This is a genomic window from Sphingobacterium sp. SG20118 (assembly GCF_044740685.1).
Classification (GTDB): domain Bacteria; phylum Bacteroidota; class Bacteroidia; order Sphingobacteriales; family Sphingobacteriaceae; genus Sphingobacterium.
The window spans coordinates 1,135,159-1,157,722 of record NZ_CP172826.1 but is presented as its reverse complement, the minus strand read 5'-3'; the positions used below and the strand labels follow the sequence as shown (position 1 = coordinate 1,157,722).

22 protein-coding genes and 1 tRNA gene are annotated in these 22,564 nt (G+C 38.1%); 6 read left to right on the top strand and 17 right to left on the bottom strand.

Annotated elements, in window-relative coordinates:
• The 3 genes from ACFX5U_RS05375 to ACFX5U_RS05365 all read right to left on the bottom strand — a co-directional run bounded on the left by ACFX5U_RS05375 (position 1) and on the right by ACFX5U_RS05365 (position 5,157).
• Positions 1-3,147, bottom strand: a complete 3,147-nt coding sequence (locus tag ACFX5U_RS05375) for a SusC/RagA family TonB-linked outer membrane protein (protein ID WP_400262707.1) — start codon at positions 3,145-3,147, stop codon at positions 1-3.
• Positions 3,148-3,488: 341 nt separating this feature from the next.
• On the bottom strand, positions 3,489-4,337 hold the full coding sequence (locus ACFX5U_RS05370; RefSeq protein ID WP_038696856.1) for a hypothetical protein: 849 nt from the start codon (positions 4,335-4,337) through the stop codon (positions 3,489-3,491).
• A 4-nt stretch (positions 4,338-4,341) separates the two neighbouring features.
• A complete protein-coding gene (locus ACFX5U_RS05365) occupies positions 4,342-5,157 on the bottom strand; it encodes a phytanoyl-CoA dioxygenase family protein (protein ID WP_400262706.1) in 816 nt (271 codons plus the stop codon).
• 137 nt (positions 5,158-5,294) lie between these two features.
• Here ACFX5U_RS05365 and ACFX5U_RS05360 point away from each other — a divergent pair, with 137 nt between their 5' ends.
• Together ACFX5U_RS05360 and ACFX5U_RS05355 are read left to right on the top strand one after the other, a co-directional pair.
• A complete protein-coding gene (locus ACFX5U_RS05360; RefSeq protein WP_038696852.1) occupies positions 5,295-6,170 on the top strand; it encodes an AraC family transcriptional regulator in 876 nt (291 codons plus the stop codon).
• Between the two features lie 48 nt (positions 6,171-6,218).
• Positions 6,219-6,461 (top strand): hypothetical protein, encoded by a 243-nt coding sequence (locus tag ACFX5U_RS05355; protein ID WP_280569615.1) that lies wholly within the window; start codon positions 6,219-6,221, stop codon positions 6,459-6,461.
• 13 nt (positions 6,462-6,474) lie between these two features.
• On the opposite strand, the gene ACFX5U_RS05350 is transcribed toward ACFX5U_RS05355, so the two are convergent.
• Positions 6,475-6,750 (bottom strand): hypothetical protein, encoded by a 276-nt coding sequence (locus tag ACFX5U_RS05350; RefSeq protein WP_400262705.1) that lies wholly within the window; start codon positions 6,748-6,750, stop codon positions 6,475-6,477.
• Positions 6,710-7,165, bottom strand: a complete 456-nt coding sequence (locus ACFX5U_RS05345) for a TetR/AcrR family transcriptional regulator (protein ID WP_400262704.1) — start codon at positions 7,163-7,165, stop codon at positions 6,710-6,712. Before ACFX5U_RS05345 ends, ACFX5U_RS05350 begins: the two co-directional genes overlap by 41 nt.
• A 314-nt stretch (positions 7,166-7,479) precedes the next feature.
• Between ACFX5U_RS05345 and ACFX5U_RS05340 the strand changes: the two genes are divergently transcribed.
• Complete coding sequence (locus ACFX5U_RS05340; RefSeq protein ID WP_280569619.1) at positions 7,480-8,154, top strand: hypothetical protein; 675 nt, start codon at positions 7,480-7,482, stop codon at positions 8,152-8,154.
• Between the two features lie 71 nt (positions 8,155-8,225).
• Here the strand turns inward: ACFX5U_RS05340 and ACFX5U_RS05335 are convergent, their stop codons facing one another.
• From ACFX5U_RS05335 to ACFX5U_RS05320, 4 genes are all read right to left on the bottom strand, one after another.
• Positions 8,226-9,149: a carbohydrate kinase gene (locus tag ACFX5U_RS05335; RefSeq protein WP_038696849.1), complete on the bottom strand. Its 924-nt coding sequence runs from the start codon at positions 9,147-9,149 to the stop codon at positions 8,226-8,228.
• 163 nt (positions 9,150-9,312) lie between these two features.
• Positions 9,313-10,182, bottom strand: coding sequence for a hypothetical protein (locus ACFX5U_RS05330; protein ID WP_400262703.1), 870 nt, complete (start codon positions 10,180-10,182; stop codon positions 9,313-9,315).
• Positions 10,127-10,633 carry an MFS transporter gene (locus tag ACFX5U_RS05325; protein WP_400262702.1) on the bottom strand — a complete coding sequence of 169 codons (507 nt, stop codon included), beginning with the start codon at positions 10,631-10,633 and terminating at the stop codon, positions 10,127-10,129. The genes ACFX5U_RS05330 and ACFX5U_RS05325 overlap by 56 nt, the downstream gene beginning before the upstream one ends.
• A 33-nt stretch (positions 10,634-10,666) precedes the next feature.
• Positions 10,667-12,103 (bottom strand): mannitol dehydrogenase family protein, encoded by a 1,437-nt coding sequence (locus ACFX5U_RS05320; protein WP_400262701.1) that lies wholly within the window; start codon positions 12,101-12,103, stop codon positions 10,667-10,669.
• Positions 12,104-12,163: 60 nt separating this feature from the next.
• On the opposite strand from ACFX5U_RS05320, the gene ACFX5U_RS05315 reads away from it, so the two are divergent.
• Positions 12,164-12,571 carry a LacI family DNA-binding transcriptional regulator gene (locus tag ACFX5U_RS05315; protein WP_400262700.1) on the top strand — a complete coding sequence of 136 codons (408 nt, stop codon included), beginning with the start codon at positions 12,164-12,166 and terminating at the stop codon, positions 12,569-12,571.
• Positions 12,471-13,271: a substrate-binding domain-containing protein gene (locus ACFX5U_RS05310; protein WP_400263567.1), complete on the top strand. Its 801-nt coding sequence runs from the start codon at positions 12,471-12,473 to the stop codon at positions 13,269-13,271. Before ACFX5U_RS05315 ends, ACFX5U_RS05310 begins: the two co-directional genes overlap by 101 nt.
• A 185-nt stretch (positions 13,272-13,456) precedes the next feature.
• Here the strand turns inward: ACFX5U_RS05310 and ACFX5U_RS05305 are convergent, their stop codons facing one another.
• The 8 genes from ACFX5U_RS05305 to ACFX5U_RS05270 all read right to left on the bottom strand — a co-directional run bounded on the left by ACFX5U_RS05305 (position 13,457) and on the right by ACFX5U_RS05270 (position 21,265).
• Positions 13,457-14,725 (bottom strand): efflux RND transporter permease subunit, encoded by a 1,269-nt coding sequence (locus ACFX5U_RS05305; protein ID WP_400262699.1) that lies wholly within the window; start codon positions 14,723-14,725, stop codon positions 13,457-13,459.
• Complete coding sequence (locus ACFX5U_RS05300) at positions 14,712-16,550, bottom strand: efflux RND transporter permease subunit (RefSeq protein WP_400262698.1); 1,839 nt, start codon at positions 16,548-16,550, stop codon at positions 14,712-14,714. Before ACFX5U_RS05300 ends, ACFX5U_RS05305 begins: the two co-directional genes overlap by 14 nt.
• 3 nt (positions 16,551-16,553) lie before the next feature.
• The gene (locus ACFX5U_RS05295) at positions 16,554-17,279 is read right to left on the bottom strand and encodes an efflux RND transporter periplasmic adaptor subunit (protein ID WP_400262697.1); all 726 of its coding nucleotides are present in this window, start codon (positions 17,277-17,279) and stop codon (positions 16,554-16,556) included.
• Positions 17,200-17,655, bottom strand: coding sequence for an efflux RND transporter periplasmic adaptor subunit (locus ACFX5U_RS05290; RefSeq protein ID WP_400262696.1), 456 nt, complete (start codon positions 17,653-17,655; stop codon positions 17,200-17,202). Before ACFX5U_RS05290 ends, ACFX5U_RS05295 begins: the two co-directional genes overlap by 80 nt.
• A 49-nt stretch (positions 17,656-17,704) precedes the next feature.
• On the bottom strand, positions 17,705-18,958 hold the full coding sequence (locus ACFX5U_RS05285; RefSeq protein WP_400262695.1) for a TolC family protein: 1,254 nt from the start codon (positions 18,956-18,958) through the stop codon (positions 17,705-17,707).
• 68 nt (positions 18,959-19,026) lie between these two features.
• Positions 19,027-20,361: a HAMP domain-containing sensor histidine kinase gene (locus tag ACFX5U_RS05280; protein WP_038696842.1), complete on the bottom strand. Its 1,335-nt coding sequence runs from the start codon at positions 20,359-20,361 to the stop codon at positions 19,027-19,029.
• The gene (locus tag ACFX5U_RS05275; RefSeq protein ID WP_280569645.1) at positions 20,358-21,038 is read right to left on the bottom strand and encodes a response regulator transcription factor; all 681 of its coding nucleotides are present in this window, start codon (positions 21,036-21,038) and stop codon (positions 20,358-20,360) included. The genes ACFX5U_RS05280 and ACFX5U_RS05275 overlap by 4 nt, the downstream gene beginning before the upstream one ends.
• A 147-nt stretch (positions 21,039-21,185) precedes the next feature.
• A tRNA-Leu gene (locus ACFX5U_RS05270) sits at positions 21,186-21,265 on the bottom strand.
• A 229-nt stretch (positions 21,266-21,494) separates the two neighbouring features.
• Between ACFX5U_RS05270 and ACFX5U_RS05265 the strand changes: the two genes are divergently transcribed.
• Positions 21,495-22,448: an aldo/keto reductase gene (locus tag ACFX5U_RS05265; RefSeq protein WP_038696829.1), complete on the top strand. Its 954-nt coding sequence runs from the start codon at positions 21,495-21,497 to the stop codon at positions 22,446-22,448.
• Positions 22,449-22,564 lie beyond the last annotated feature (116 nt).

The window sequence follows — 22,564 nt, the reverse complement described above, 5'->3', positions numbered from 1 at the left end:
TTAAAACGTTAAATTCATTCCAAAATTTAACACACGTTGCTGTGGATAGTACCAGAAATCTTGAGTCTCTGGATCGAATCCCATTTTTTTCATATTATCGTAAATCATAAATAGATTGCTTCCGCTGACATTTACACGGAGTGCTTTTAAGCCCAACGATTTGCAGATATTCAACGGGAGATTATACCCTAGTTCGATATTTTTTAAGCGAAGAAAACCGGCATCTTTCAACCAGTGAGTAGACGCATATGAGCTATTGGTACTAGTTGTCCATAACGCTGTACTACCCCGAGGCATAGTAGCATCTACATGATCCGGTGACCAACTATCATTTGCGCGCCAATCGAGAAAGTTACCGAAGGTATGACTCATGACAGGGAACCAACCGCCAAAATATTGTTTTACGTTTTCTTGCCCTTGAAAAAGCACAGAAAGTTCAAGTCCTTTATATGCGACACTTGCATTGAATCCAAAGGTTACCTCAGGGATATTCGTTTGATCAACCCTAATTCGATCTAACGAATTAATAGTACCATCGTTATTGACATCTTCATAAATGAGGTCTCCAGGTTTTGTACCTGGTAGATTCGGAGTAGCATCAACTTGCGCTTGGTCTCTAAATACACCAATTGATTTATATAACAATGCAGCTCCATATGGCCTACCCGTGGCATATTGATAGGGCTCTGCTGCAGGTTGCTCATCCGCAAATACAACTTTATTACGAGCAAAGGATACATTACCCGATAATCTGTAAGTTAAGGCATTTACCATATTCCGATGTGATAACACAAGCTCAAAACCCTTATTATCCACAATTCCAATGTTTTCATCAGGTAATTTTAACCCGGTATAATCAGGTACCGTCGCATTACGTTTGGTCAGAATATCAGACCGCCTAGATTTGAAATAATCGAATTCGATATCCAATAAACCATTCCAAAAACCGGCATCAAAACCAATATTCCATGTTCGCGCAGTTTCCCAAGTAATAAAAGGATTGGGCACATTAGTTTGTACCAACCCAGAAACATCATTATTACCAATGACATAATTGTTATTAAAGCCATAAGTCATCATATACTGAAATGCTGCAATAGCATCGTTACCCATTTTACCGTATGATCCTCTTATTTTCAAGTTATCGATAAAATCGAGGTCGGTCATAAAAGACTCTTCAGAGATTCTCCATCCTAATGAAACCCCAGGGAAAAAACCGTATCTCTTTTCTTTCGGAAATTTGGATGAACCATCGGCTCTTAACGTTATCTCCGCCAGATATTTCTCTGCATAATTGTAATTTACCCTCGAAAACACATTTTGTCTTGCGTCCTGACCAGAAAAACCTCCATTGGATTGTTTAGTCTTATCGCTACTTCCCATATTTATTTCTGGTAAACTGATGGACAAGAAATCACTCCTACCCGCTTCTAGGGTCGAGTTCTTAATTTGGGTCTGTTCATAGCCAACCATTATTCCCACATGATGCAAGTTAAATTGTTTAGCATAATTAATTTTCGAAGTGAAATAACTCTGGGTAACGGCATAGTTAGTTTGATTTAATCTGGCCAGTGAGGGACTCATCCCCGACAACTGTTTGGAATATTCTCCTGTCTTACCATCAATTTGATAAACATAACTTGGAGTCTCAAATCTTTTGGTATAAACACCTCCAAAATCATAACTACCACTTCCATCGACAGATAAACCATTAACCCAAGGAACGTCCCATTTAAATGACAGAGTACTTTGAGCAGTTCTTGTATCTTCCTGATGAAATCCTGCATTATCTGTAACCCAATTATGGGCATTCTCACTTCCTCTTAAAGGTTGCATATAATCCGTTCCTGGCCAGTAAGCCTGCCAATTCGGTTGATAAAGGTAAATATGACTATTGAGCTCATTGTTACTTCTGAATGGGTAATGCCGATTGTCAACACGTCCAGACATATTTAAACCCACGGTCAGATTGTTGGTGACTTCGACATCTACATTGGACCGTAAATTATACGACCCAAATTTAGTTGAACCTTCCTTATACTGACCTGACTGAGAGAGTTCTCCCAAAGAGAAATAGTACTTTGACCGATCACTCCCACCAGCTACCGATATATTGCCTCGATGTTGTGGCGCAGCTGTGCGCACAAGCGACGAATACCAGTCTGTACTCGGGTAATTGGGATCACTGCCGTCTTTGTACTTTTGAAGTTCAAGGTCCGAATAAATGGGTTCCCTGCCTTCATCTCTTTCAATGTTGTTTGATATCTTAGCAAAGGTGTATGAATCGGCCATTTTCGGATTTCTGGTCGGTTGACTAAAACCCTGATTAAAAGAAAGATTAATAGACGGCTTACCGTTCACCCCACGTTTAGTCGTCACTAAGATAACCCCATTTGCTGCTCTGGAACCATAGATGGCTGCCGAAGCATCTTTCAATACGGATATCGTTTCGATATCATTCGGGTTTATTTGTCCTAAGCCTCCCCGTTCGACACCGTCAATTATAACCAAGGGATTTGTTGCTCCTGTAGTGCCTCGTCCTCTAATCATAATCGAGGGATCGTCTCTCCCTGGTTCCCCACTACGGCTATTAATGACTACCCCAGGTAACCTCCCTGCAAGTGACTGGGTAACGTTTGCAGCGGGACTTTTAACGAGGTCAGTACCTTTAACCGTTACCACAGCGCCTGTTAAAGTTGCTTTCTTTTGAGTACCATATCCTACTACGACAACTTCATCTAATGTTTGTAAATCTCTAAGAAGTGTGATTGTGAATTCTTTTTGCTTTTCAACCTCAATCTCTTGTGAGATAAATCCAGTGAAGGAAATCTTTAAGATGGTTTTCTGTTTTACTTTCAAGGAAAACTTTCCATCTTCGTCAGTACTGATACTGTTTCCTGTACCAAGGTCGATTATACTAGCCCCCATAATTGCTTTCCCATCTTCATCATAAACGACCCCTGTTACGCTATGCTCAGCCTGATAGGAGATTTCATTTATTTTCTCCTGACCAAAAGCATCCCCTTTTGCAGTGAGCACAATGTCTGGATACAAAAACAGTACAGCCCCTAGCGCTGTGACTTTTTGCACGTTTATTTTCCTGTAATACTTAATTGCTAGAAAGAGCAATCGATTTCTTTTTTTCATAACTTGCTGTTAATTTAGGTGGGTAATTAGTTAAATAATGGTTTGTTTTTAGTGTCTATTTGGTTTTATCTCTATGTAGCATAAGCGAAACACTTAATAAGAAAGCAACACAAGATCTTAACCTTATGCGAGATCAATTTTTAGGACAATAATCATGTTAATGCAACTTGAAAAAGATCATTTTCGGATTACCGCGCGCATAAAGGGTGACGCTAAACTTCTTCAATGAATCTCGAACTTTTCACAATTCTAATTTTTCACTTATGTTGGTGACATGACCATATTAGAAATTACGTAGCTTGGCTTTATCGAAAAAATGTATTGAAAATTTCATCATACAATTAGGGTATCAAGTCTGCAATTGAATATCGATTATAAAGGAGTTCTCTCATCCAACAATTTATTTGATATTGATCTGCAACCGGTTTCGATGTATTTGGAAAACAGAACATATATGGACTGGGACCAAATTCGGGTGTGATTGTTGCTCTTTGTGCCCCTTCTTCTTTTAGGTATTTTATCCAACGATCCCACCAAGCTAGATGATGCTGTAACGCAACTTGGTTTTCCCTTGTTCTCGGATCTGTGACCTGTGGCCCCTGTGGAAACCCCACGCGAGCATGTATGTGCCTTGTATGCTGTATCGCTCTTTCAACGGCATCTTCTTGATCTTCGAGAAAGCTTTCTGACACACATACCCAATGTGAAATATCTAGCGCCAACTCCAAGCTAGGGAAATTCTTTAAGTACTCGTTGACTACATGGGCCGCATACGACCATTTATTTCGATGCGTTTCATGGATAATCTTGATACCCGACTCCTTCATAATACGGTCGCACAATACAAAACAAGTTTCCATCTGACTCCTTGTATAATATTCTCTGCCTGTTTGTGAAACTATAAATTCAGGTGACGAAGTTGTATCTTGATAAGTTAGTAGCGCGTATAGGTTGCGCTCCAATGCGTCAAGATAACGATCAAACTTTGGTCCTTCGTTTAGTTCAGTGTGGAGCAGTATGTATGAAAGCCTATTATCATTCAATACAGCCAACATATCCTTATTTTTTAGAGCATTATCCAAAGGGAATACCTCTACTCCTGCAAATCCGTCTCTTTTAATCCGAGAGGCAAATTTGCCCCAACCTACGGATTCCGATCCCCAACGAGGACAAAAAAAGTCAATCTCCATCGCATCAGAATTTATAAATCAGTGGGTTTTGATTATTGTTATCCAACAAATCTCCTATCTTCAATGTCTTTTCATATTCTTCTGGCAATATATTCGGTATTCCATTATAGGTATTGCCATCCGGCATATAAGCACAGGTCATTGCTCTCCTAAATCCGGGTGTCATATTCGCATGAGCACCATGTATCGTCAATCCATTATGAAAGGAGCAAGAGCCAGCTTTCATCATTGCTGGTACAGCTGGACTTAATTTAAATTGCGGGTAGTCTTCAAATATTCCGGCCATATTTTTGCCAATTCCCGTATTTTTGAATGTTGTTTGTTTATGCGATCCGGGAATGAAAAATAAACAGCCATTTTCTAGTGTCGCATCATCTAATGCTACCCAGATAGAGAGTGCACGTCGGTCAGAGAATGACCAAAAAGGAGTATCCAAATGCCAAGAAGTTGGGTTGGCCCATGGTTTTTTAATCAATGCCTGATCATGCCATATGCGAATGCCATCTACCTGTGCCAGCTCGGCAGCCATTTTACCTATTCGCTCATCTAACATAATTCGCTTGACCCGCTCGCTCGTCTGCCAAAGGTTAAGCAATTGATCAAATACGTTGTTAAAATAGGTCGCATCTTCATTGATACCATCATCATCTCCAATGCAAATATTCTTTCCAGGTATTTTCAGTCCTTTTCTATCCGCTATTGCTCGAGTTACTGCATTTCTCCATACCTCAAGCTCTTCGCTATTCAAAAAATCCTCAATAATAAGATACCCATTAACATCATAAAAGTCCAACTGGCTTTTGCTTAAGGTTGTGTTCATAAAGGTTTAAATTCAGTTTAATAATTAATAACTAAGGTATGCCTTACAGGTAAGGAAAGAAATAAAGGAATTGACATTATCCTTGCACTTTCTGACATTTTTTATATAGTTTTGAAATAGCCAAAATATAGACATCCATGCTAGACAACTACCACAAGTACTTGAACTTAAGTGACCAAGAAAAAGATTGGGGCTTTTACATTACAACAGTAGGATATAGTAGAACACCAAAAAACATGCACTATCCGGATTTGCAACAACATCCCGATGATCATGGTTTTTCTTGGAACAAGGGCCGAATTCTTAACGCATACTACATTGTATTCATTACTAGTGGAAGCGGTATATTCGACTCGGCCGAAACTCCTAATCAAGCTATTGAAGCGGGTACCTGTTTTATCTTATCCCCAGGGATGTGGCATCGTTATAAGCCCAATGACAATATTGGCTGGGAAGAGTATTGGGTAGGATTCAATGGAAGTTATCCCGCACAGATTATGAGTAAATTTTTTGATCCCGAAAAACCAGTAATTAAGACTGGGCTCAATAAAGATTTATTATCCTTATTTTCCCACTTATTGGGTGTGGTATCTCAAGCGCAGATTGGCTACCCTCAACAAATTATTGGTATCAACCTTCAGATTTTGGGATTACTCAATGTTATAAAAGACAAGCAGGCTATCGATAACAATTCAGAAGCAGTCTGGATTTCAAAAGTTATCTTTCATCTGCAGCATCAATTAAGTGACCCTGTAAATATTGAAGAGCTAGCTAAGCATTTCCCTTACAGTTATTCTAAGTTTCGAAAGGCTTTTAAAAAACATACAGGTACTTCCCCTAGTCAATATCATCTTAACTTGCGTCTGAATAAGGCTAGTGAATTGCTTAAGAACACCAACTTATCTGTCAAGGAAGTAAGCTACCATACAGGTTTTGATTCTCCTCATTATTTTTCAAGAATATTCAAGGCGAAATTCAAATTTCCACCACAAACTTATCGTAAAGAGCTGTGATAAAATAGCATTCATCACCTATCCAAATTGCGCTATAGATGCACCTTAATGGAATTTTGCGAACGTGACAAATCCAAAAGCTTAGAGCATGGATATAAAAATGGTATAACGCGCGATAAACTGAAGGATTTGACAGGATATACTAGGGAAGTATATGAAAGAAGATACCATCCCATGAATGACCTCTGCCTAGTATGCAACCTTAAGCTGGTACATGGAGGAGGTAAACGATACTCGGAAGAAGAACTATGGGATATTTTGAAAAAACCGAAATATATAAAAATACCTTAGTTTATTCTTTGCGCTATTTCTTTTTCTCATATAACATCGCGATTAAAGATTCCATAGCTTTACTTATCCGTTCTTTCCCCTCAGGCTTACTGGTATCGATTCCACAAAAAGTACTACCATTGATATTAGCGTGCAAGGATAGATAGTATAATCCTCCAATTTGTAAAGCTAGAACAGCTTTTAAATCGATACCATTTTTAGGAAAATTGGCTTCAACGCGATCTAAAATAAGTTGGCCACTTTCTTCCCTACTGTCCGCTAGTTTCGCGAAGCGTTTTATTATTTTCACCCAGCTCCCAGTGAATCAATTTTTGAAGTATTTCACTATTATTTACGGTATCAAATTGACCTTGTAGAAGCTTAGTAATAGCAGCCTGTCCTACATCATTATCTTGTTCCAACATGGCAGTTATGTCATCCTTACCGGCATTTTCCCAGTAATCATTTTTCTTCAGGTATATTGCAATCAAATTATCAACATTGCCAAAATAAAGCGAAACCAAACGTCTATCCACACCTGCAGCTTTTGTGATACTTGCAATATTGAGCCCATAATATCCCTCCTTTTGCAATACTTGACCAACAGCGGCTACCATTTTGTCCATTGTCCTTCCCTTTTCCCGAATAGGGCCAGAATTCACTTTACGTGCTTTCTTTGGCGATGTTTCATTCATTGGTGAGGTTTCTTTTTTTGATGTAGCCATTATAGTTATTTTATTGATTCCGGTATGCTTTCCAGATATAAACTTATAAACAATTTCATGAATATCCACAAAAACTTGTATAAACACAATATATATATTTCCTTTGCGCAGGAAATAAGACTAAAATGAGTTTAATGATGACCCAATGATGTATTTTATATTTAGATCGATTATTAGAATCTAGAATTAAAATATATTCTTAGTATTAATCACTGGTTTAACACAAGTCTGTGTTAAACAAAGTGCCCGAAATACATGAACGAATGAACGTTACTTTAAAAGTAGTTAGACTTTAACAATAAAAAATCATGTGGATGGTAGCTATAGCCCTATTAATTGTTATACTTTTCTGCTTATATAGCTACCGAATACTATTTAAAATAGATGCAAAGCTCCAAGAAAAGATAAATTATACTTCAGATAATTTTGCTTTACAAATAGCAGGCAGAGAAATTGAGATAAAAAAACAATTTATTCAGGAAAGTGAACATATCAACCCCATAGTTTTACAAATTGAGGAACATGATATAATTGCAATTATATCATGTAAAGAAAAACGAGGGGCATATGTTTTCAAAGAACAGGAAGATCGCACTGAAGTTGGTGAAACTGTAAAAAAAAGAATAGAAGATCATATAAATAAGATGCTTAACATCGCGCATTATTATTTAGTACTCACGAATGATAATCTTCATTATTTACAGTATTCAAAGAAAGGTGATTGCAAAGATCATCTGTGTTTTGAAAGAAAAAAAATAGAAAACTTCAACATATACCAGACAGCAGTAACAGATGAGCCTTATACAGGAGAAACTACATATTTAAACTTTGAATACGAAAATATACCCTATAAATTCTGTTATTATGATAAATTTCACGCACATCCATCAGTAGAAAAAACCAGTCTCGAAGAACTGATCAAGATAAATTGTCTCTTTGCGATACCATTTAAAATATTTACTGAAAAATATAATAACAATGAAAATTAATTTATCCGAATTGCAACAAGACTAAAAAGTCGAAGACCTTTTATATGGGTCTTCGACTTTTTCAGTCTTATTTAGCATGAATTTTTCTTCTCCTCCACTCCATCTCGAAAGGAGCTGAATGCTGCTAAAGTATACTCCGGACAGGCACCTTCTCGTGCCGTGATAAAGGCACCTAAAGAGACCGCTTGATGCATCATTTCATTTGCCGATGACTGTCCGTCAAATCTTTTTGATAAAAATCCAGCAAGGAATGAATCCCCACTTCCTACGGTGTCTTTTACTGCAACAGGTATGGTCGGCATTAAATAGAACTCATCTTGATATGCATAAAGTGCTCCCTTACTCCCTTTGGATACAATAACCTCCTGCATCCCAAAGGTATCTTGCAGATAACGTATGCTATCTTCTTCGGTGTGGTATTCCTTACCCATAAAATCAATCATCATGCGTAATTCTGCTTTATTGAATTTTGCCAGCTGCGTTTTGTGCAATAGATCTTTAATGATATGAACATCATAATGAGGCGGACGGAGGTTAATGTCAAAAACATTATACGCACTTGCATCTAGCAATTCAAAAAGGGTATTCTTGGATTTTTCATTGCGTATAGCCAAAGTTCCAAATACCAAAGCGTCGGATGCAGCTACCATTCCCTGATTGACCGGATTCACTTCAATATAATCCCACGCAACATTTTGAACAATATCATAATGCGCATCGTTATGCTCATCAATACTTGCAATGACTGTACTGGTTGGATAGGTACCGTTGAGCTGAATACCCGCAGTAGAGATGTTCCAATCCTGAATCTGCTGCAACAACTCGCGGCCCAGCTCATCCTGACCAACACTGCTGATCATATGGGCTTCTACCCCCATTTTGGAAAGGTGATACGCAACATTAAAAGGTGCTCCACCGGCTCTTCTTTGCCCTCCAGGGAATATATCCCATAATACTTCGCCAAAACAGGCAATGTTATTTTTCTTATCTTTCATGCTATTCTTCTATCTTAAAAAAGAATTTCAAGTACGACCCATGAGTATAGACTCATAATCAAATAGTTGAAACACCCTATACTTGCTGCTGTTCCCTAATGGGCTATCCAAATTTAATAAGAAATTATGTTTAATAAGGATACCGGAGTACTCGCAGTTGAAATTAATCTATCCTATCCTTTTCCCTTATTCGAGATCCAAATAAGGCATAAGTTAACATAAAGAGTTCACAAACTACCGTAAGGCACCATGTCCATCTCCACGATCCCAGAACATCCGCCAATCCACCTTGTACCAAGGTAAATACAGCACCTCCAAATACAGCCGAAATAAACAATCCCGATGCCTTGGAAGTATACTTATTCAATCCTTTTATGGAGAGTGAAAATATACAGCTCCACATCGTGGAATGCAAAAGACCGATGACGACCAAAAACCATAGATTTTGTGTCAACATCGCTAAAACCGCCAATATAGTCGCTAATATGGTCGTCGTCACTAATTGTGTTCTTGCCGATATATTGCCAAAGAAACTGGATATAGATCGTCCAACCAAAAAACCACCCCAATATAGCGTTGACAACAACGCATGGATGCCTAAGTCAACCCCACCAATAATAATATCTGTCCGACCAAAAAAGGTCACCGGATGACCGGAGTCTTCCAGTTCGAATGCATGGAGATTGATATTTGCTCCAATAGCAACTTCCGTTCCTACATAAAAAAAGATAGCCGCCACGCCCAAAGCGAAATGTCTAAAAGACCATATACTCCGTTCTAATTTTTCACCTACCGCCGCTCTGGTATGGGCGATATCGGGCAAATGAATTCGTTGGGTAACAAAAGTTACCAATACCAAACACACGATCAAGAGCATAAATGGCATTAGCAATTGCTTGATCTCGACATTGGCTATAGATATGCCACTGAACATGACGACAGTGACAAAAAATGGAGCCGTCGTTGTACCAATTGAATTAATAGCAGTCGTGATATTTAAGCGCTGTACAGGTTGTGTCTTGCCCAGTTTCATAAGATGCCACATAGGGATTGACTACAACTTGTATAATGGCAGCGGCTGTCCCCATTAAATAAGAACCTACTACAAAAATAAGGAAGCCATAAGGTATAGTCGCTTGCTCAAAATGAAAGGCCTGATCCGGGTAACGATAACCAAACCACGAAGAACATAAATACAGGACAAGTCCCGCTATCATGAACATCAAACCGCGCACGATCGTATTTTTATATCCAACAGCATTCACCCATTTACTTGCCAATGAGCCATTAACCAAATAGCCCAGAAAGAAAAAAAATGAGATTGAAGTCGTGAGCGTATTTTTTAAATTTCCAGCTTCGGCCAGAAACGTAAATTTTAAAGGCGCCTGCAACTGTTCATTTACTGTTGTCAAAAAACCAACAATAAAGTAAATGAACGTCACAATAGCAAATGGCATCACGCTATTACGATGTTTCATATCCATAAATGAAATATTAATATTCTAAAAATAATAGCCTTATCCCACAATCGTTTTTAACACGGCCTTCGTACCTTCTTCTTTTATTTCAACAACATATTGCTGATATAAAGAAACGAATTGTCTATTCGACTTTAAGTCAATACGCTTAAATACAGACAACTCTAAGAAGTCAAGGATATCCGAGCTGGCAATCTGTTTTTCATCTTCTGATGTCATCCAGGGCTCCGCAATCTCAAAAGCTTGCCCTTGATCATCCAACTTATATTTTAAATAATGTCTATAGGATGCGATCAGAAAAGCAACACGGGTGAGGTCTCCACCATCGTGAATCATTTTCGCCAAATTGGGCATGATATATACCGGAAATTTGGAAATTCCATCAAAACATAATCTACTGACTTGATCGCTGACCGAATGATTCGAAAAACGTGCTATCAAAGTTTTCTTGTATTCTTCTAGATCTACTCCTTCTGGAGCGGGTACATAAGGCGTGATATCAATATCCATGAAGTCTCGGATATACTGCACGATATCTGAATCGAGCATCGCGTCGTCAACTTTGCGATAACCAGCAAGAAAAGAAGGATATGATAATAAAACATGAGAAGCATTCAGAAGACTTAGTTTCATGTTTTCAAATGAGGAAACATCATCTGTAAACGTAACCCCTACGCGCTCCCAGGCTGGGCGGCCCGCAATAAAATTATCTTCAATAACCCATTGAACAAAATCTTCACAATATACAGGTGCTTTATCCTGTAATCCACTTCTTGTATTCAATCTTTCTACATCTTCAGCTGTGGTACTTGGCGTAATACGATCGACCATACTATTTGGAAACGTGACATTTTCAATTACCCATGCAGCGAGTTCTTTATCTTGCGCAGCTATAAATGTCATGAAAGATTTTTTAGAAGTATGGCCATTATGTTGCAGGTTATCACAAGAAAGGATCGTAATCGGACCGTTCCCCTTTGCTCTGCGTTGACGAAGTCCTTCGGCTATAAAACCAAAAACGGTATTTGGTGCACTTGGATTTTCAAGGTCATGTTTAATTTTTTCATTATCCAACATAAAGGAATTGGTCGTCTTATCTAAATTGTAGCCGCCTTCTGTAATGGTGAGTGTAATGATTTTAATGGCGGAATCCGCAATCTTATCCAATACGGCCTGTGGGTCTTCTACTGCCCAAAGCAATTCTTGTAAAGCACCTATCTCGTATACTTCATCTTGACCATCTCGACCACATATGGTTAAAGAATATTCTAAGTTTTGTGCGCTTAGATTTTTAACGATTTTCTCGTCTGAAGGCAGCAAACACACACCACAAATACCCCATCCTTGTTGATCGTCATCCTGAAGTAATTGATCTGTATAAAACGCTTGATGTGCGCGATGAAAATTGCCCACTCCTATATGTAAAATACCCGCTTGGATAATGTTACGGTTATAACTATACTTTTTAATTATCATAATAAAAGCTCTTTATCTACCCAAACTTATAAAAATAGCCCGTCAGCTACCAATGGTACAATGGAAAAACATCTTTGGGAACGTTACCAAAGTTTGGGCACGTTCCCAGGCCCATTTTTTTTGATTACTTTTGTCAACAACAAATCGGCAAGCCCAATGAAGCGTATCACCATCAAAGACCTGTCCAAATATTTACTGCTCTCGACCTCTACGATATCAAGGGCTTTATTGAATGATAAAAATATACACGAGGACACCAAAAAAAAGGTTTTGGATGCTGCAGAAAAATTAGGTTATAAGCCCAACCCTTCCGCATTAAATTTAAAATATGGACGTACAAAGAACATCGGCTTGTTGGTTTCCAGAGATGGTGACTCCTTTTTCTTCAACGGTGCTTCGTGGTATACAGCATATTTTATATCCGCTTGGATATCGCGTAATGATCTTGCAATCGGACGAAAACCCTGAAATAGAAAGAAAAAATCTCCAACTCTTGGAAGAATTCAATGTAGATGCCATCATCATCAATCCCTGTCACGAATCGGAGAACCTCGATATTTATAAACGGATCCTAGATTCAGGAACTCCACTGGTATTTTTTGATAGAATGCCCGACCAGTCCTTTGATGCTTCGAGCGTAACGGTCAATGATAACATTAAAGCAGCTTTAATGGTTGAACACCTGATCAGCAGTGGAAAAAAAAGAATTGCACATATCATGGGACCTTCCACGATTAGAAATGCCAAAGAAAGAGCTACAGGCTATGAGCGAATACTAAATAAGCATGGTATTTTTGACCCAGGCCTAATCATAAAAGCAGAAGGGCTTGGTTTTGAACATGGCAGAGCTGCTGCACAAAAGCTATGGAGCAAGAACATTGAATTTGATAGTATCTTTGCTTTTACAGATACCTTAGCCATTGGTGCCATGAACTATCTTCTTGAAATGGGAATCAAAATACCCATGCAGGTGGCCGTTGCTAGTTTTTCAGGAACAGAGTTGGCGACTATTGTGCATCCAAAATTGACCAGTGTGGAGCAACCCTTGATTCAGATGGGCGAAGCGGCAGCTGAGTTGGTATTGGAAAAAATAAAGGATAAAGCTGCTCCCAATAGAACGATTATGCTCGACGCCGAATTAATCTATCGCGCCTCTACTCAAGGGTAATCACCACCAGTAAGCACTCCCTATCTAGGATTTAAATGCTGGATAGTAAATCCATCCATTAGGCATTCAACACCTATCATACGGGTGAAAACACCCTATATGAGTACTGAATAAAATGCAATAAGCTTGGTTTTTATGCAAGCTCATCACATTTTATATTGTTAATTTTGAAATGATAAGCGCGCTTACGCTTTCTCTTTCCGATAAGCAAGGTAGAAAACGACAGGTAAAATGGTGAATGATAACACCAAACAAATCAAAAGTCCACCTACAATCATAATGGCAAGTGGTTTCTGGATTTCAGACCCCATACCCGTTGATAAAGCTGCTGGCAACAAGCCCATGGAACCCATTAAGGCAATCATCACCACAGGTCGAATCCTGCTTCTAACCCCCTGGATAATGGAATCTTTTAACTTCATCTTATGTTTCAGGTTATCCCTAATGACGCCTATCAAAACAATTCCATCGATAGTAGCAACACCAAATAATATGATAAAACCAATACCTGCTGATATTCCAAATATCGTTCCGGTCGCCCAAAGTGAAATAAACCCACCAATAAAGGCAAAAGGTAAAGTCAATGAAGCTATTGCAGTGTCTTTTACATTCCCAAAATTGGCATATAGCAATAATAAAATGAGTACCAAGGAAATAGGAACTACTAAAGCCAGTTGTTTTGCAGCACGCTCTTTACTTTCAAACTCTCCGGCCCACTCCATATGGTTTTCCTTTGGTAAACTCACTTCGGCAGCAACAACCTGCTTCGCTTCTACGATAGTACTACCCAAATCGCGACCTTCGATACTAAATCCAACACCTATGTAGCGACTATTGCCTTCACGATAGATGAATGCTGGCCCCGTTTGATAAGCGATACTCGCTATTTCTTGTAGTGGAATATTCTGTCCATTACTTGTGGGTATCAAGATATTGCCAATTTTAGTTGGTGAATCGCGATATGCTTCTTGAAAACGAAGAATGACATCAAATTGCCTGTCGCCCTCATAAAAGGTTGTCGCCGCCTGCCCACCGATAGTCATTTCGATAACAGCTTGTACATCGCGTGTCTGAATACCATATTTTGCCATCTTGGAGTCGTGCAATTGAATTTTCAATTCGGGCAATCCAATGTTCTTATACACATTGATATCCGCGATGCCCTTAACTTTTGAAATGGATTCTGCCACTTTATTGGCATATTTTTCTAAATCGTAAAGGTCATCACCAAAAATTTTGATAACCAGAGAACTCTTCACCCCAGCAACATACTCTTCGACATTATCTTGAATAGGCTGACTGAATCCAAAGGTTATACCGGGATAATGATGCAATTTGGTGCGCATCTCTTGGATAATATCTTCTTTAGAAACTTTCCTTTTCCATTCACTGGCATCTTTCAGCTGCACATTGAATTCGATATTGAAAAATCCGGTTGGATCAGTTTCCATCATTTGGTCTACCTGTCTGCGTGAGTACAAAATCAATCTCCTCACAATCTTTCTGCATCAATTCTTTCATCTCTTCCGTCAATCGAGTTGACTCTTTTAAATTGACACTATTGGGTAAAGTTGCCCGTATGTAGATCGCTCCCTCATTGAGCTTTGGAAGAAATTCGGAGCCATAGTGCATGAATTTGAAAAGACACAAAGCTAAAATCCCCAGAAATAGACCAATGGTTGTTTTTTTGTAACGGAATGCTGTCGCATACATGCCGAAAATTGTTTTTTGAAAAAATCGCGTAATCAGATTTTCTTTCTCATCGATATTTTTTGTAAACAATAATTTACACATAGCTGGAACGTAGGTCAAACTTAAGATCAAGGATCCTAATAAAGCGTAACCCAACGTAAATGCCAAAGGAGTAAACATCTTACCTTCTACTTTTTGAAAAGAAAAGATAGGCAATAGCGCAACGATCAAAATTAGCAATGCAAAGAAGATGTAGGAAGCTACACTACCAGCACTTTTTTTAATCACGCCCAACTTACTCATTTTGGCAAATCGTTCGGCCCCTACTTGATGTGATAATGTCGCCATGGCAACAAATACGGTCTCGACTATAACGAGTGTTCCTTCCAATAATAAACCGAAATCCAAGGATCCCATGGATATTAAATTAGCAGGTAATCCCTGTATCTTTAACATGATAATGGCAAAGAGGAAAGCGAGGGGGATAACCGAAGCAACAATAAAAGTGGATTTCCAATTATAAAGGAAAATAAAAACAATAAGTGAAACCAAAAGTATACCTTCAATCAAGTTTTTAGATACCGTTTTTACCGTATTATCAACCAATTTGGTACGGTCTATGACCGTTTCGATCTTGACATTATCGGGTAGTGTACGTTCGTTAAGTTCGGTTATTTTGGCCCTTAGACCCTCGATAACTGCAGACGGATTTTCTCCACGCAACATCACGACAATTCCTTCGACCATATCATGATGTTCATTATAGCCCACTTGTCCCAGACGGGGTTTATGCGATACGACGACATCAGCGACATTCTTAATCAAGATAGGTGTTGAGCCATTTAACTTGATCGTAATGTTACCAATATCCTCTATTTTATCTAACAAACCAACTCCTCTGACGACATAGGCTTGACTCCCCTGTTCGATGACATCTCCCCCCACATTAACGTTTGATTTGGATACAGCCTCATAGACATCTAAAGGCGATAGGTCAAAATTCTTTAATTCCGTTGGATTAATCTTAATTTCATAAGTTTTCTCTTCCCCGCCAAAACTCACCACATCGGCAACTCCAGGTACCGATAACAGTTCGCGTTCGATCACCCAATCCTGAATAGCGGTAATTTCTTTTATAGGAAGATCGCTTTTGATTACATATCGAAAGATCTCACCTGTAGCTCCTGATGGTGGCTCAATCTCCGCATTTGCTCCTTCAGGTAAACTGACTCCATTTAATTTATTGGATACATATTGTTGTGCATAAAAATCATCTACACCATCTTCAAATTGGACCGTTACTACAGAAAGACCAAATAAGGATATGGAACGAATATTGGATTTATGAGGTATACTGTTCATCACCTTAGAAATAGGTAAGGTGACCAGTTTTTCCATTTCCTCAGCACTTCTACCCGGCCACTGGGTAATGATACGGCCGCGGGTACTGGTCACATCTGGAAATGCTTCAATCGCAGTATGTTTTAAAGCATAAACGCCAGCAAACAATAATGCAAGTGTAGCAAATAGAATAAATGTGGTATTTCGCAACGAAAAAGTCACGATATTTTGAACTAACTTTTGCATGCCTTATGGATTTAATTGTTCAAATAATAACAAGGCATTCTTACTGATGACCTGCTCATCGGCAGCGAATTTTTCTTGGACGAAGGTATATTGTTCATTGGAGGTTAGCGTAGTGATTCGCTTGGTAGATATGGCGCAATCATCTTTATACACAACGATATATTCTTTATTATTATGGAATACGATAGCAGCGTTAGGTATAGCATAGGCTTCTGCCCCAGCATTGGATTTATCGATAATGATATCCGCTGCTAAACCTGGCATCAATTGTAAGTTTTGGTTTTCCAATATTACTCTGGCTTTTAACACATGTTCATTATCATCAAACACATGGTATATTTTATCAATTTTTCCAGGATAAAAAGTATCCGGCTGCGCAATAGTCTTGACTTTTACAGCATCACCTTCTTTGATATATTTTAAATTATTGGCGTAGATATTGACCATCACCCACACTTGCTTCAGATTGGATATCGAAAATAGGGGATCTTGATCGGCAGAAATACTTTGACCAATACTGACTGCTTTTTGAATGATGTAGCCATTCTTTGGTGCTACAATTTCAAAAGACCCTTGTCCCTTTGCACGATACATCTTTAAAATTTGCTGTACACGGTCCCGTTCTATTTTCAAACTTGCCAATTCATGTTCACTTGTCAACACTTCCGTACCAGCGACCATACCGTCCTGCAATAACTCCTTTTTCGTTTGCAATTGTTTGGTCGCCATCACAATCTGATTCTGGTAGTTTCCGGTGCTCTTGAAACAGCTCTTGCACATGTGTTGATTTGATCGTTGCTAATAGCTGTCCAGCCTTTACATAATCCCCCAATTCAAACCCTACACTTTCCACTGTACCTTCTAGTAAGCTTCTGAATGCGACCAGATCATTTTCATTGTAATCAATCTTACCCGATAAAGACAATTGTTCGGTAATTGGCAAAAGTTCTAACGTACTAATCGTAGTAGTTTTTTTCATCTGTTCACTAAGACAAAATTTCGTATCGGCTACTGTTTCATCAGTATTCGCAGTCGTGTCACCACTGCATCCCGATAGTAATCTTATCAAAACGACCATCGGTAAATATATTATCTTGTGTTTCATCGTCATCATATTACTGCTGAGCTAACAAGCTCGGTTTGGTTATTTATATTTAGAACTTTCCTCCTGTTAAATACTGAAGCTGAGCATAAGCCACCTGATAGGCTAAGGTCATTTCAACAACCCCACATTCGGTTTCTTGATAAGCCTCGATAAAATCTATAAATTCCAATAAAGTGATCTGCTTCTTTTGTAAATGCTTTTGATAATTGGCAATCATAGCGCTGCGTTCTTTCGAATCAAGTTTTTGGGACTTCAACAAAGTTGTTTCATAGAGTTGCACTTGGTATTTTAATTCATTTAGCTGCGTTTTCAACTGATTGACAACTGTATTTTGTTGTATTTCTGCATGCTTCACCATATTTTCTGCAGCTTTAATATTCCCCTTATTCCGATTCCAAATAGGTAGGTCCATGCTAACACCTATACCCACAAAATCACGCATGATATTTCCTCCCCGGTCGTAACTGAGTTGAAAAGCCAGATCTGGCTTTTTCTCCGCTTGCTCAATCAATAACTGTTGTTGCGCTTTATCCCGTTCATTGGCCTGTTTTTGATAGCCAATATTTTGGTCCAACAATTGTTTTTCTAAATCAACGGGTATGCTTTGACTTAGATTTAACGGAATATTTATGGTTTCGATCTGTGCTTCGGTGATGGCTTCATCTTGGGTCAAAACTTTAATTTTATTTAACCAAGTGTTTTTTTCTGTATACAATTCCACCCGATCCTTTTCAAAGTTGATCAAGGCTGATTGAATGCGGAGATGATCGGATTTAGGAATGTTATTAAGATCGGACTGACGTTTATATTGACTTTCCAAACTTTGGTACAAATTCACGATGGAATCCACTAATACTTCTTTTCTCGAAACAGCAACATAGCTCCAATAGGCTTCGTCGAGCTCAAATTGTAGTTCACGCAGTAATTCTTCATAATCCAATAAAGCATCTTTCTTTTCTAAGGATTTGAGATTGACTCTCTTTTTACGTTTACCGGCAGTTTCAATTACTTGTTCCAATTCTAGACCAATCTGTTGATGTTGACCATATTTACCAAAAAGATAAGGCAAGGTCTCTGTGGTACCGTTTTTCCAAAGATTGACTTCACTGATACTTAGCGTCGGATTAGACCATAATTTCTCTTGTACGATCAGCGCATCAGCGGCTTCAATCTGATATTTTTGAGCAATAAGTTGTCCATTGTTCTGCAAAAGCATATCTTTCAATGCCTGTCTCGAATACGTTTGTGCTTGCGATTGACCAACTGTCAATAGAAAAGCTCCTATAAACCAATATATCTTCACTATTTACTATTTTTAGCAAAGCTATGGTTGATAGATTAACAGGAATTTTGAAGTAGATTAGAATTTGATTAGAATTGAAGGGATACGATTGTTCCTTGTGAACCAGAACGGATATGCATGTGAATATGATGCAGTGTAAAAATCACATTAGCCAGTGATAAACCAATTCCTTTACCATTATATTCTTGCGCATTTTCACCTCTATAAAAATTATCTGTGACACGAATAAGCTCTGCTGGAAGGATACCTATACCTTGATCCACGATTTCAACAAGCAATTTACCTCCCTGCGACTTCAGACGGATTTCAACGGGTTGATTATCGGAATATTTAACCGCATTCAACACAATATTCTGAATAGCAAGCTGTAACAGTTTATCATTTGCCTCCACTTTCAACAGGTCGGTGTCTGCAACCTGAATATCAACATTGATTTGTGCGTGGTGCACCAAAGTCACTTGCTCTATGATTTCCCATAGCACCTCGTCGATACGGATCTTCTTGGTCTCAAAATTAGTCTTTGCCCCAGATAGGATCATCATATGATCAATCGTATCACGCAGATCTTCCGTGTAGCGTTTCAACTGCAAACTGATCAACTCATGCTCAGCAACAGTTCGAGGTTTCTGTTTACTTACCTCCAAAGTTCCTAAAATTGCAGCAAGAGGTGTCCGCAACTCATGAGACACATAATCGATGAAATTCTTTTGAATGGAAAAGGTTTGGCTTAGCTTTTCAACAAAATGATTGTACGTGTCGACCAATTCTTGTACTTCTTGGTAAGATTTATTTAAAACAATGGGTTCATTAAAGTTTTGATTATCTCTTTTCTTAATTTCACTGATCATTTTGAGTATAGGATCATAAGCGATATTTCCTAAAAATTGAGAGAAGATCAATATCAAAATCAATCCAATTAACGAGACTGCTAATAGAATATGGAGCAACAGTTGCATTTGATCGTGAAACTCAGCGGTTGATGCCCGAGTTACGATGACAAAATCGCCTTCATTATCATGGTAGAAAAGTCCATTGTAAAAAAATGAATCGGTCTTGAGCTGTGCGATATTTTGTTTACGAACTAAATCAAAAAAATCGGATGACATAGGTGCCTCGTCTTCCATTAATCCATCGTAGCGTCTGTTGAGCGAATCAACAACTAATATGTTACTTTTAGAAATGTTTTTTTGAAGTTGATTTTTAATTGATTCATGCTCGATAAAGGATACTTCGTCTTTCTCCAGATAAAATAAAGCGGATAATAAGGTTTTATTTTCCAAATTCCGAAACTCCTGGCTTTCCATTTTGGTATAAAAGGAGACATAAATAATCGTCGATGCAATCAAAATGATAACCCCAAAAATAAAGGCAGCATAAACAGAAAGGCGATTCTTTAAATTCATTTCGCTAGTTTAAATAGATACCCTACCCCTTTTACCGTGAAAATATATTTTTGATGCTTTTCGATTTTATTACGCACATAAGAAATATAAACATCTACTACATTCGTTTGGTTGTCAAAATTAATGCCCCAAACTGCATTTAAGATTTGGATTCTGCTAACGGCTTTATTTTGGTTCTCCACCAGATACATCAGCAGTTTGAATTCACGTGGTGATAATTCAATTTCTTGATCGGAATCAAATACTTTGTATTGATCTTTATCAATCTTTAATGCTCCTACTTGGATAAACTGATTTTTTGGAATTTCAAAACCCTGCTGACTCCGACGTGTGAGTGCCTTGATCCGTGATAACAATTCATCAAAATGAAAGGGTTTCGTTAAATAGTCATCCGCTCCAAGGTCCAATGAATCAACTTTATCTTGCACGGTATTCAATGCACTGAGCATCAAAACGGGAGCATGACACTTCTTATATCGCAATGTACTAACCAATTGTCGCCCATCCATACCGGGAAGCATAATGTCTACAATCAATAGATCCCAAGCGATATTCAAATAGTTAGCAAGCACCTCCTCTGCAGAACGGCACAAAGTAACCAAATAGCCGTTCTCTTCCAATCCCTTAATTAGAAAATCACTGATCCGTTTATCGTCCTCTATCACTAAAATCTGCATCGTAAATTGCTTTAATCACAAAATTAAAGAAATATAGGAGTAAAATGAATAGCTTCAGGAATATCTAATGAAATTCTAATGCGGGGGATATTTACATGCACTATAAATAAAAAAGGTCTGAAGAATAAACTTCAGACCTTTTTTCCGTACCCAGTGCCGGAATCGAACCGGCACGGTTTCCCACTAGTGTTTGAGACTAGCGCGTCTACCAATTCCGCCAACTGGGCATCCCGTTTCAACAAGTATTTCGTTGTTTGGAGTGATGCAAAGGTAGATATTTATTTTACATATGCAAAATAAAAATTCATCCACAGCATAAAACAACTGATAATGAAGGAGATTATTTTATATAAATATTATCCGGCTATAAAATGTAATCTCAATTTCACTATTTATATTTCATAACAGCACCTGTCTTATTATTCGCTAATTTTATATAAACTAAAACACGGTATTATGAGTAAAGTAAAATTGGGAAATACGGACTTAACATTTGAACCTATAGTTTTTGGAGGAAATGTATTTGGTTGGACAATCGATGAGAAACAATCCTTTGCCATATTAGATGGATTTGTAGATCGAGGTTTTAGTTTAATCGATACTGCTAATCAGTATTCGTACTGGGTACCGGGAAATAGCGGTGGTGAATCTGAGCAAATTATTGGTAACTGGTTAAAAAAATCAGGGAAGCGCGACCAGGTTTTAATTGCAACAAAAGTTGGAGGTACAAAGAAAGATACCCCTACCCCCAACACCGCAAAAGACTATATCATTAAAGAAGTTGAGTTTTCACTTAAAAGGTTACAGATTGATACCATTGATTTGTATCAAACACATTTCGATAATGAATCTATTCCTGTAGAAGAAACATTGGAAGCATATCAACAATTAATAAAAGAAGGAAAAGTAAAATGGATAGGCGCCTCTAATTTAAGTCCTACTCGTTTAGAGGAATCATTGGAAAAAAGCAAACTACTTCATCTCCCTAGGTACGAGTCTCTTCAACCCGAATACAACTTATATCACAGACAAAAATATGAACAGCAGTATGAAAAAATAGTCCAAGACAATAATTTAGGAGTCATTACTTATTATTCATTGGCAAGTGGATTTTTAACGGGTAAATACCGCAATTTAGACGATTTGTCGAAATCTGTACGTGGAGGTTCTGTCAAAGAGATGCTAGACGATCGTGGTTTACGTATCTTAAAAGCATTGGATGAAGTTTCTGACCAACACCAGACTTCGGTATCAAGTATAGCGCTTGCTTGGATTATTGCACGTCCTAGTATCACTGCTCCGATTGTAAGCGTTACTAAATTACAGCAGTTGGAAGATTTTACAGCTGCGACACATATTCAATTGACCGTACAAGATATCGAAAAATTAAATGTTGCCAGCACTTTATGATGAGCATGGAATAATGTACCTCAAAGATTTGGTCCACAATTAAGTTGGATGTATTAAAAACACAATTTGAGTTTGGCAATCCGAGTTTAATTAAAGAGAGACCAGATTTTAAAAAA

What these genes read in the sequence shown, in the direction of transcription:
- ACFX5U_RS05345 (WP_400262704.1), bottom strand. Translation starts at nt 7,165, where the DNA reads ATGGCTACATCAAAAAAAGAAACCTCACCAATGAATGAAACATCGCCA.
- ACFX5U_RS05370 (WP_038696856.1), bottom strand. Translation starts at nt 4,337, where the DNA reads ATGGAGATTGACTTTTTTTGTCCTCGTTGGGGATCGGAATCCGTAGGT.
- ACFX5U_RS05265 (WP_038696829.1), top strand. Translation starts at nt 21,495, where the DNA reads ATGAGTAAAGTAAAATTGGGAAATACGGACTTAACATTTGAACCTATA.
- ACFX5U_RS05300 (WP_400262698.1), bottom strand. Translation starts at nt 16,550, where the DNA reads ATGCAAAAGTTAGTTCAAAATATCGTGACTTTTTCGTTGCGAAATACC.
- ACFX5U_RS05335 (WP_038696849.1), bottom strand. Translation starts at nt 9,149, where the DNA reads ATGAAAGATAAGAAAAATAACATTGCCTGTTTTGGCGAAGTATTATGG.
- ACFX5U_RS05340 (WP_280569619.1), top strand. Translation starts at nt 7,480, where the DNA reads ATGGTAGCTATAGCCCTATTAATTGTTATACTTTTCTGCTTATATAGC.
- ACFX5U_RS05280 (WP_038696842.1), bottom strand. Translation starts at nt 20,361, where the DNA reads ATGAATTTAAAGAATCGCCTTTCTGTTTATGCTGCCTTTATTTTTGGG.
- ACFX5U_RS05305 (WP_400262699.1), bottom strand. Translation starts at nt 14,725, where the DNA reads ATGATGGAAACTGATCCAACCGGATTTTTCAATATCGAATTCAATGTG.
- ACFX5U_RS05330 (WP_400262703.1), bottom strand. Translation starts at nt 10,182, where the DNA reads ATGAAACTGGGCAAGACACAACCTGTACAGCGCTTAAATATCACGACT.
- ACFX5U_RS05360 (WP_038696852.1), top strand. Translation starts at nt 5,295, where the DNA reads ATGCTAGACAACTACCACAAGTACTTGAACTTAAGTGACCAAGAAAAA.
- ACFX5U_RS05295 (WP_400262697.1), bottom strand. Translation starts at nt 17,279, where the DNA reads ATGGCGACCAAACAATTGCAAACGAAAAAGGAGTTATTGCAGGACGGT.
- ACFX5U_RS05315 (WP_400262700.1), top strand. Translation starts at nt 12,164, where the DNA reads ATGGAAAAACATCTTTGGGAACGTTACCAAAGTTTGGGCACGTTCCCA.
- ACFX5U_RS05365 (WP_400262706.1), bottom strand. Translation starts at nt 5,157, where the DNA reads ATGAACACAACCTTAAGCAAAAGCCAGTTGGACTTTTATGATGTTAAT.
- ACFX5U_RS05290 (WP_400262696.1), bottom strand. Translation starts at nt 17,655, where the DNA reads ATGAAACACAAGATAATATATTTACCGATGGTCGTTTTGATAAGATTA.
- ACFX5U_RS05275 (WP_280569645.1), bottom strand. Translation starts at nt 21,038, where the DNA reads ATGCAGATTTTAGTGATAGAGGACGATAAACGGATCAGTGATTTTCTA.
- ACFX5U_RS05325 (WP_400262702.1), bottom strand. Translation starts at nt 10,633, where the DNA reads ATGGATATGAAACATCGTAATAGCGTGATGCCATTTGCTATTGTGACG.
- ACFX5U_RS05320 (WP_400262701.1), bottom strand. Translation starts at nt 12,103, where the DNA reads ATGATAATTAAAAAGTATAGTTATAACCGTAACATTATCCAAGCGGGT.
- ACFX5U_RS05355 (WP_280569615.1), top strand. Translation starts at nt 6,219, where the DNA reads ATGGAATTTTGCGAACGTGACAAATCCAAAAGCTTAGAGCATGGATAT.
- ACFX5U_RS05375 (WP_400262707.1), bottom strand. Translation starts at nt 3,147, where the DNA reads ATGAAAAAAAGAAATCGATTGCTCTTTCTAGCAATTAAGTATTACAGG.
- ACFX5U_RS05310 (WP_400263567.1), top strand. Translation starts at nt 12,471, where the DNA reads ATGGTGACTCCTTTTTCTTCAACGGTGCTTCGTGGTATACAGCATATT.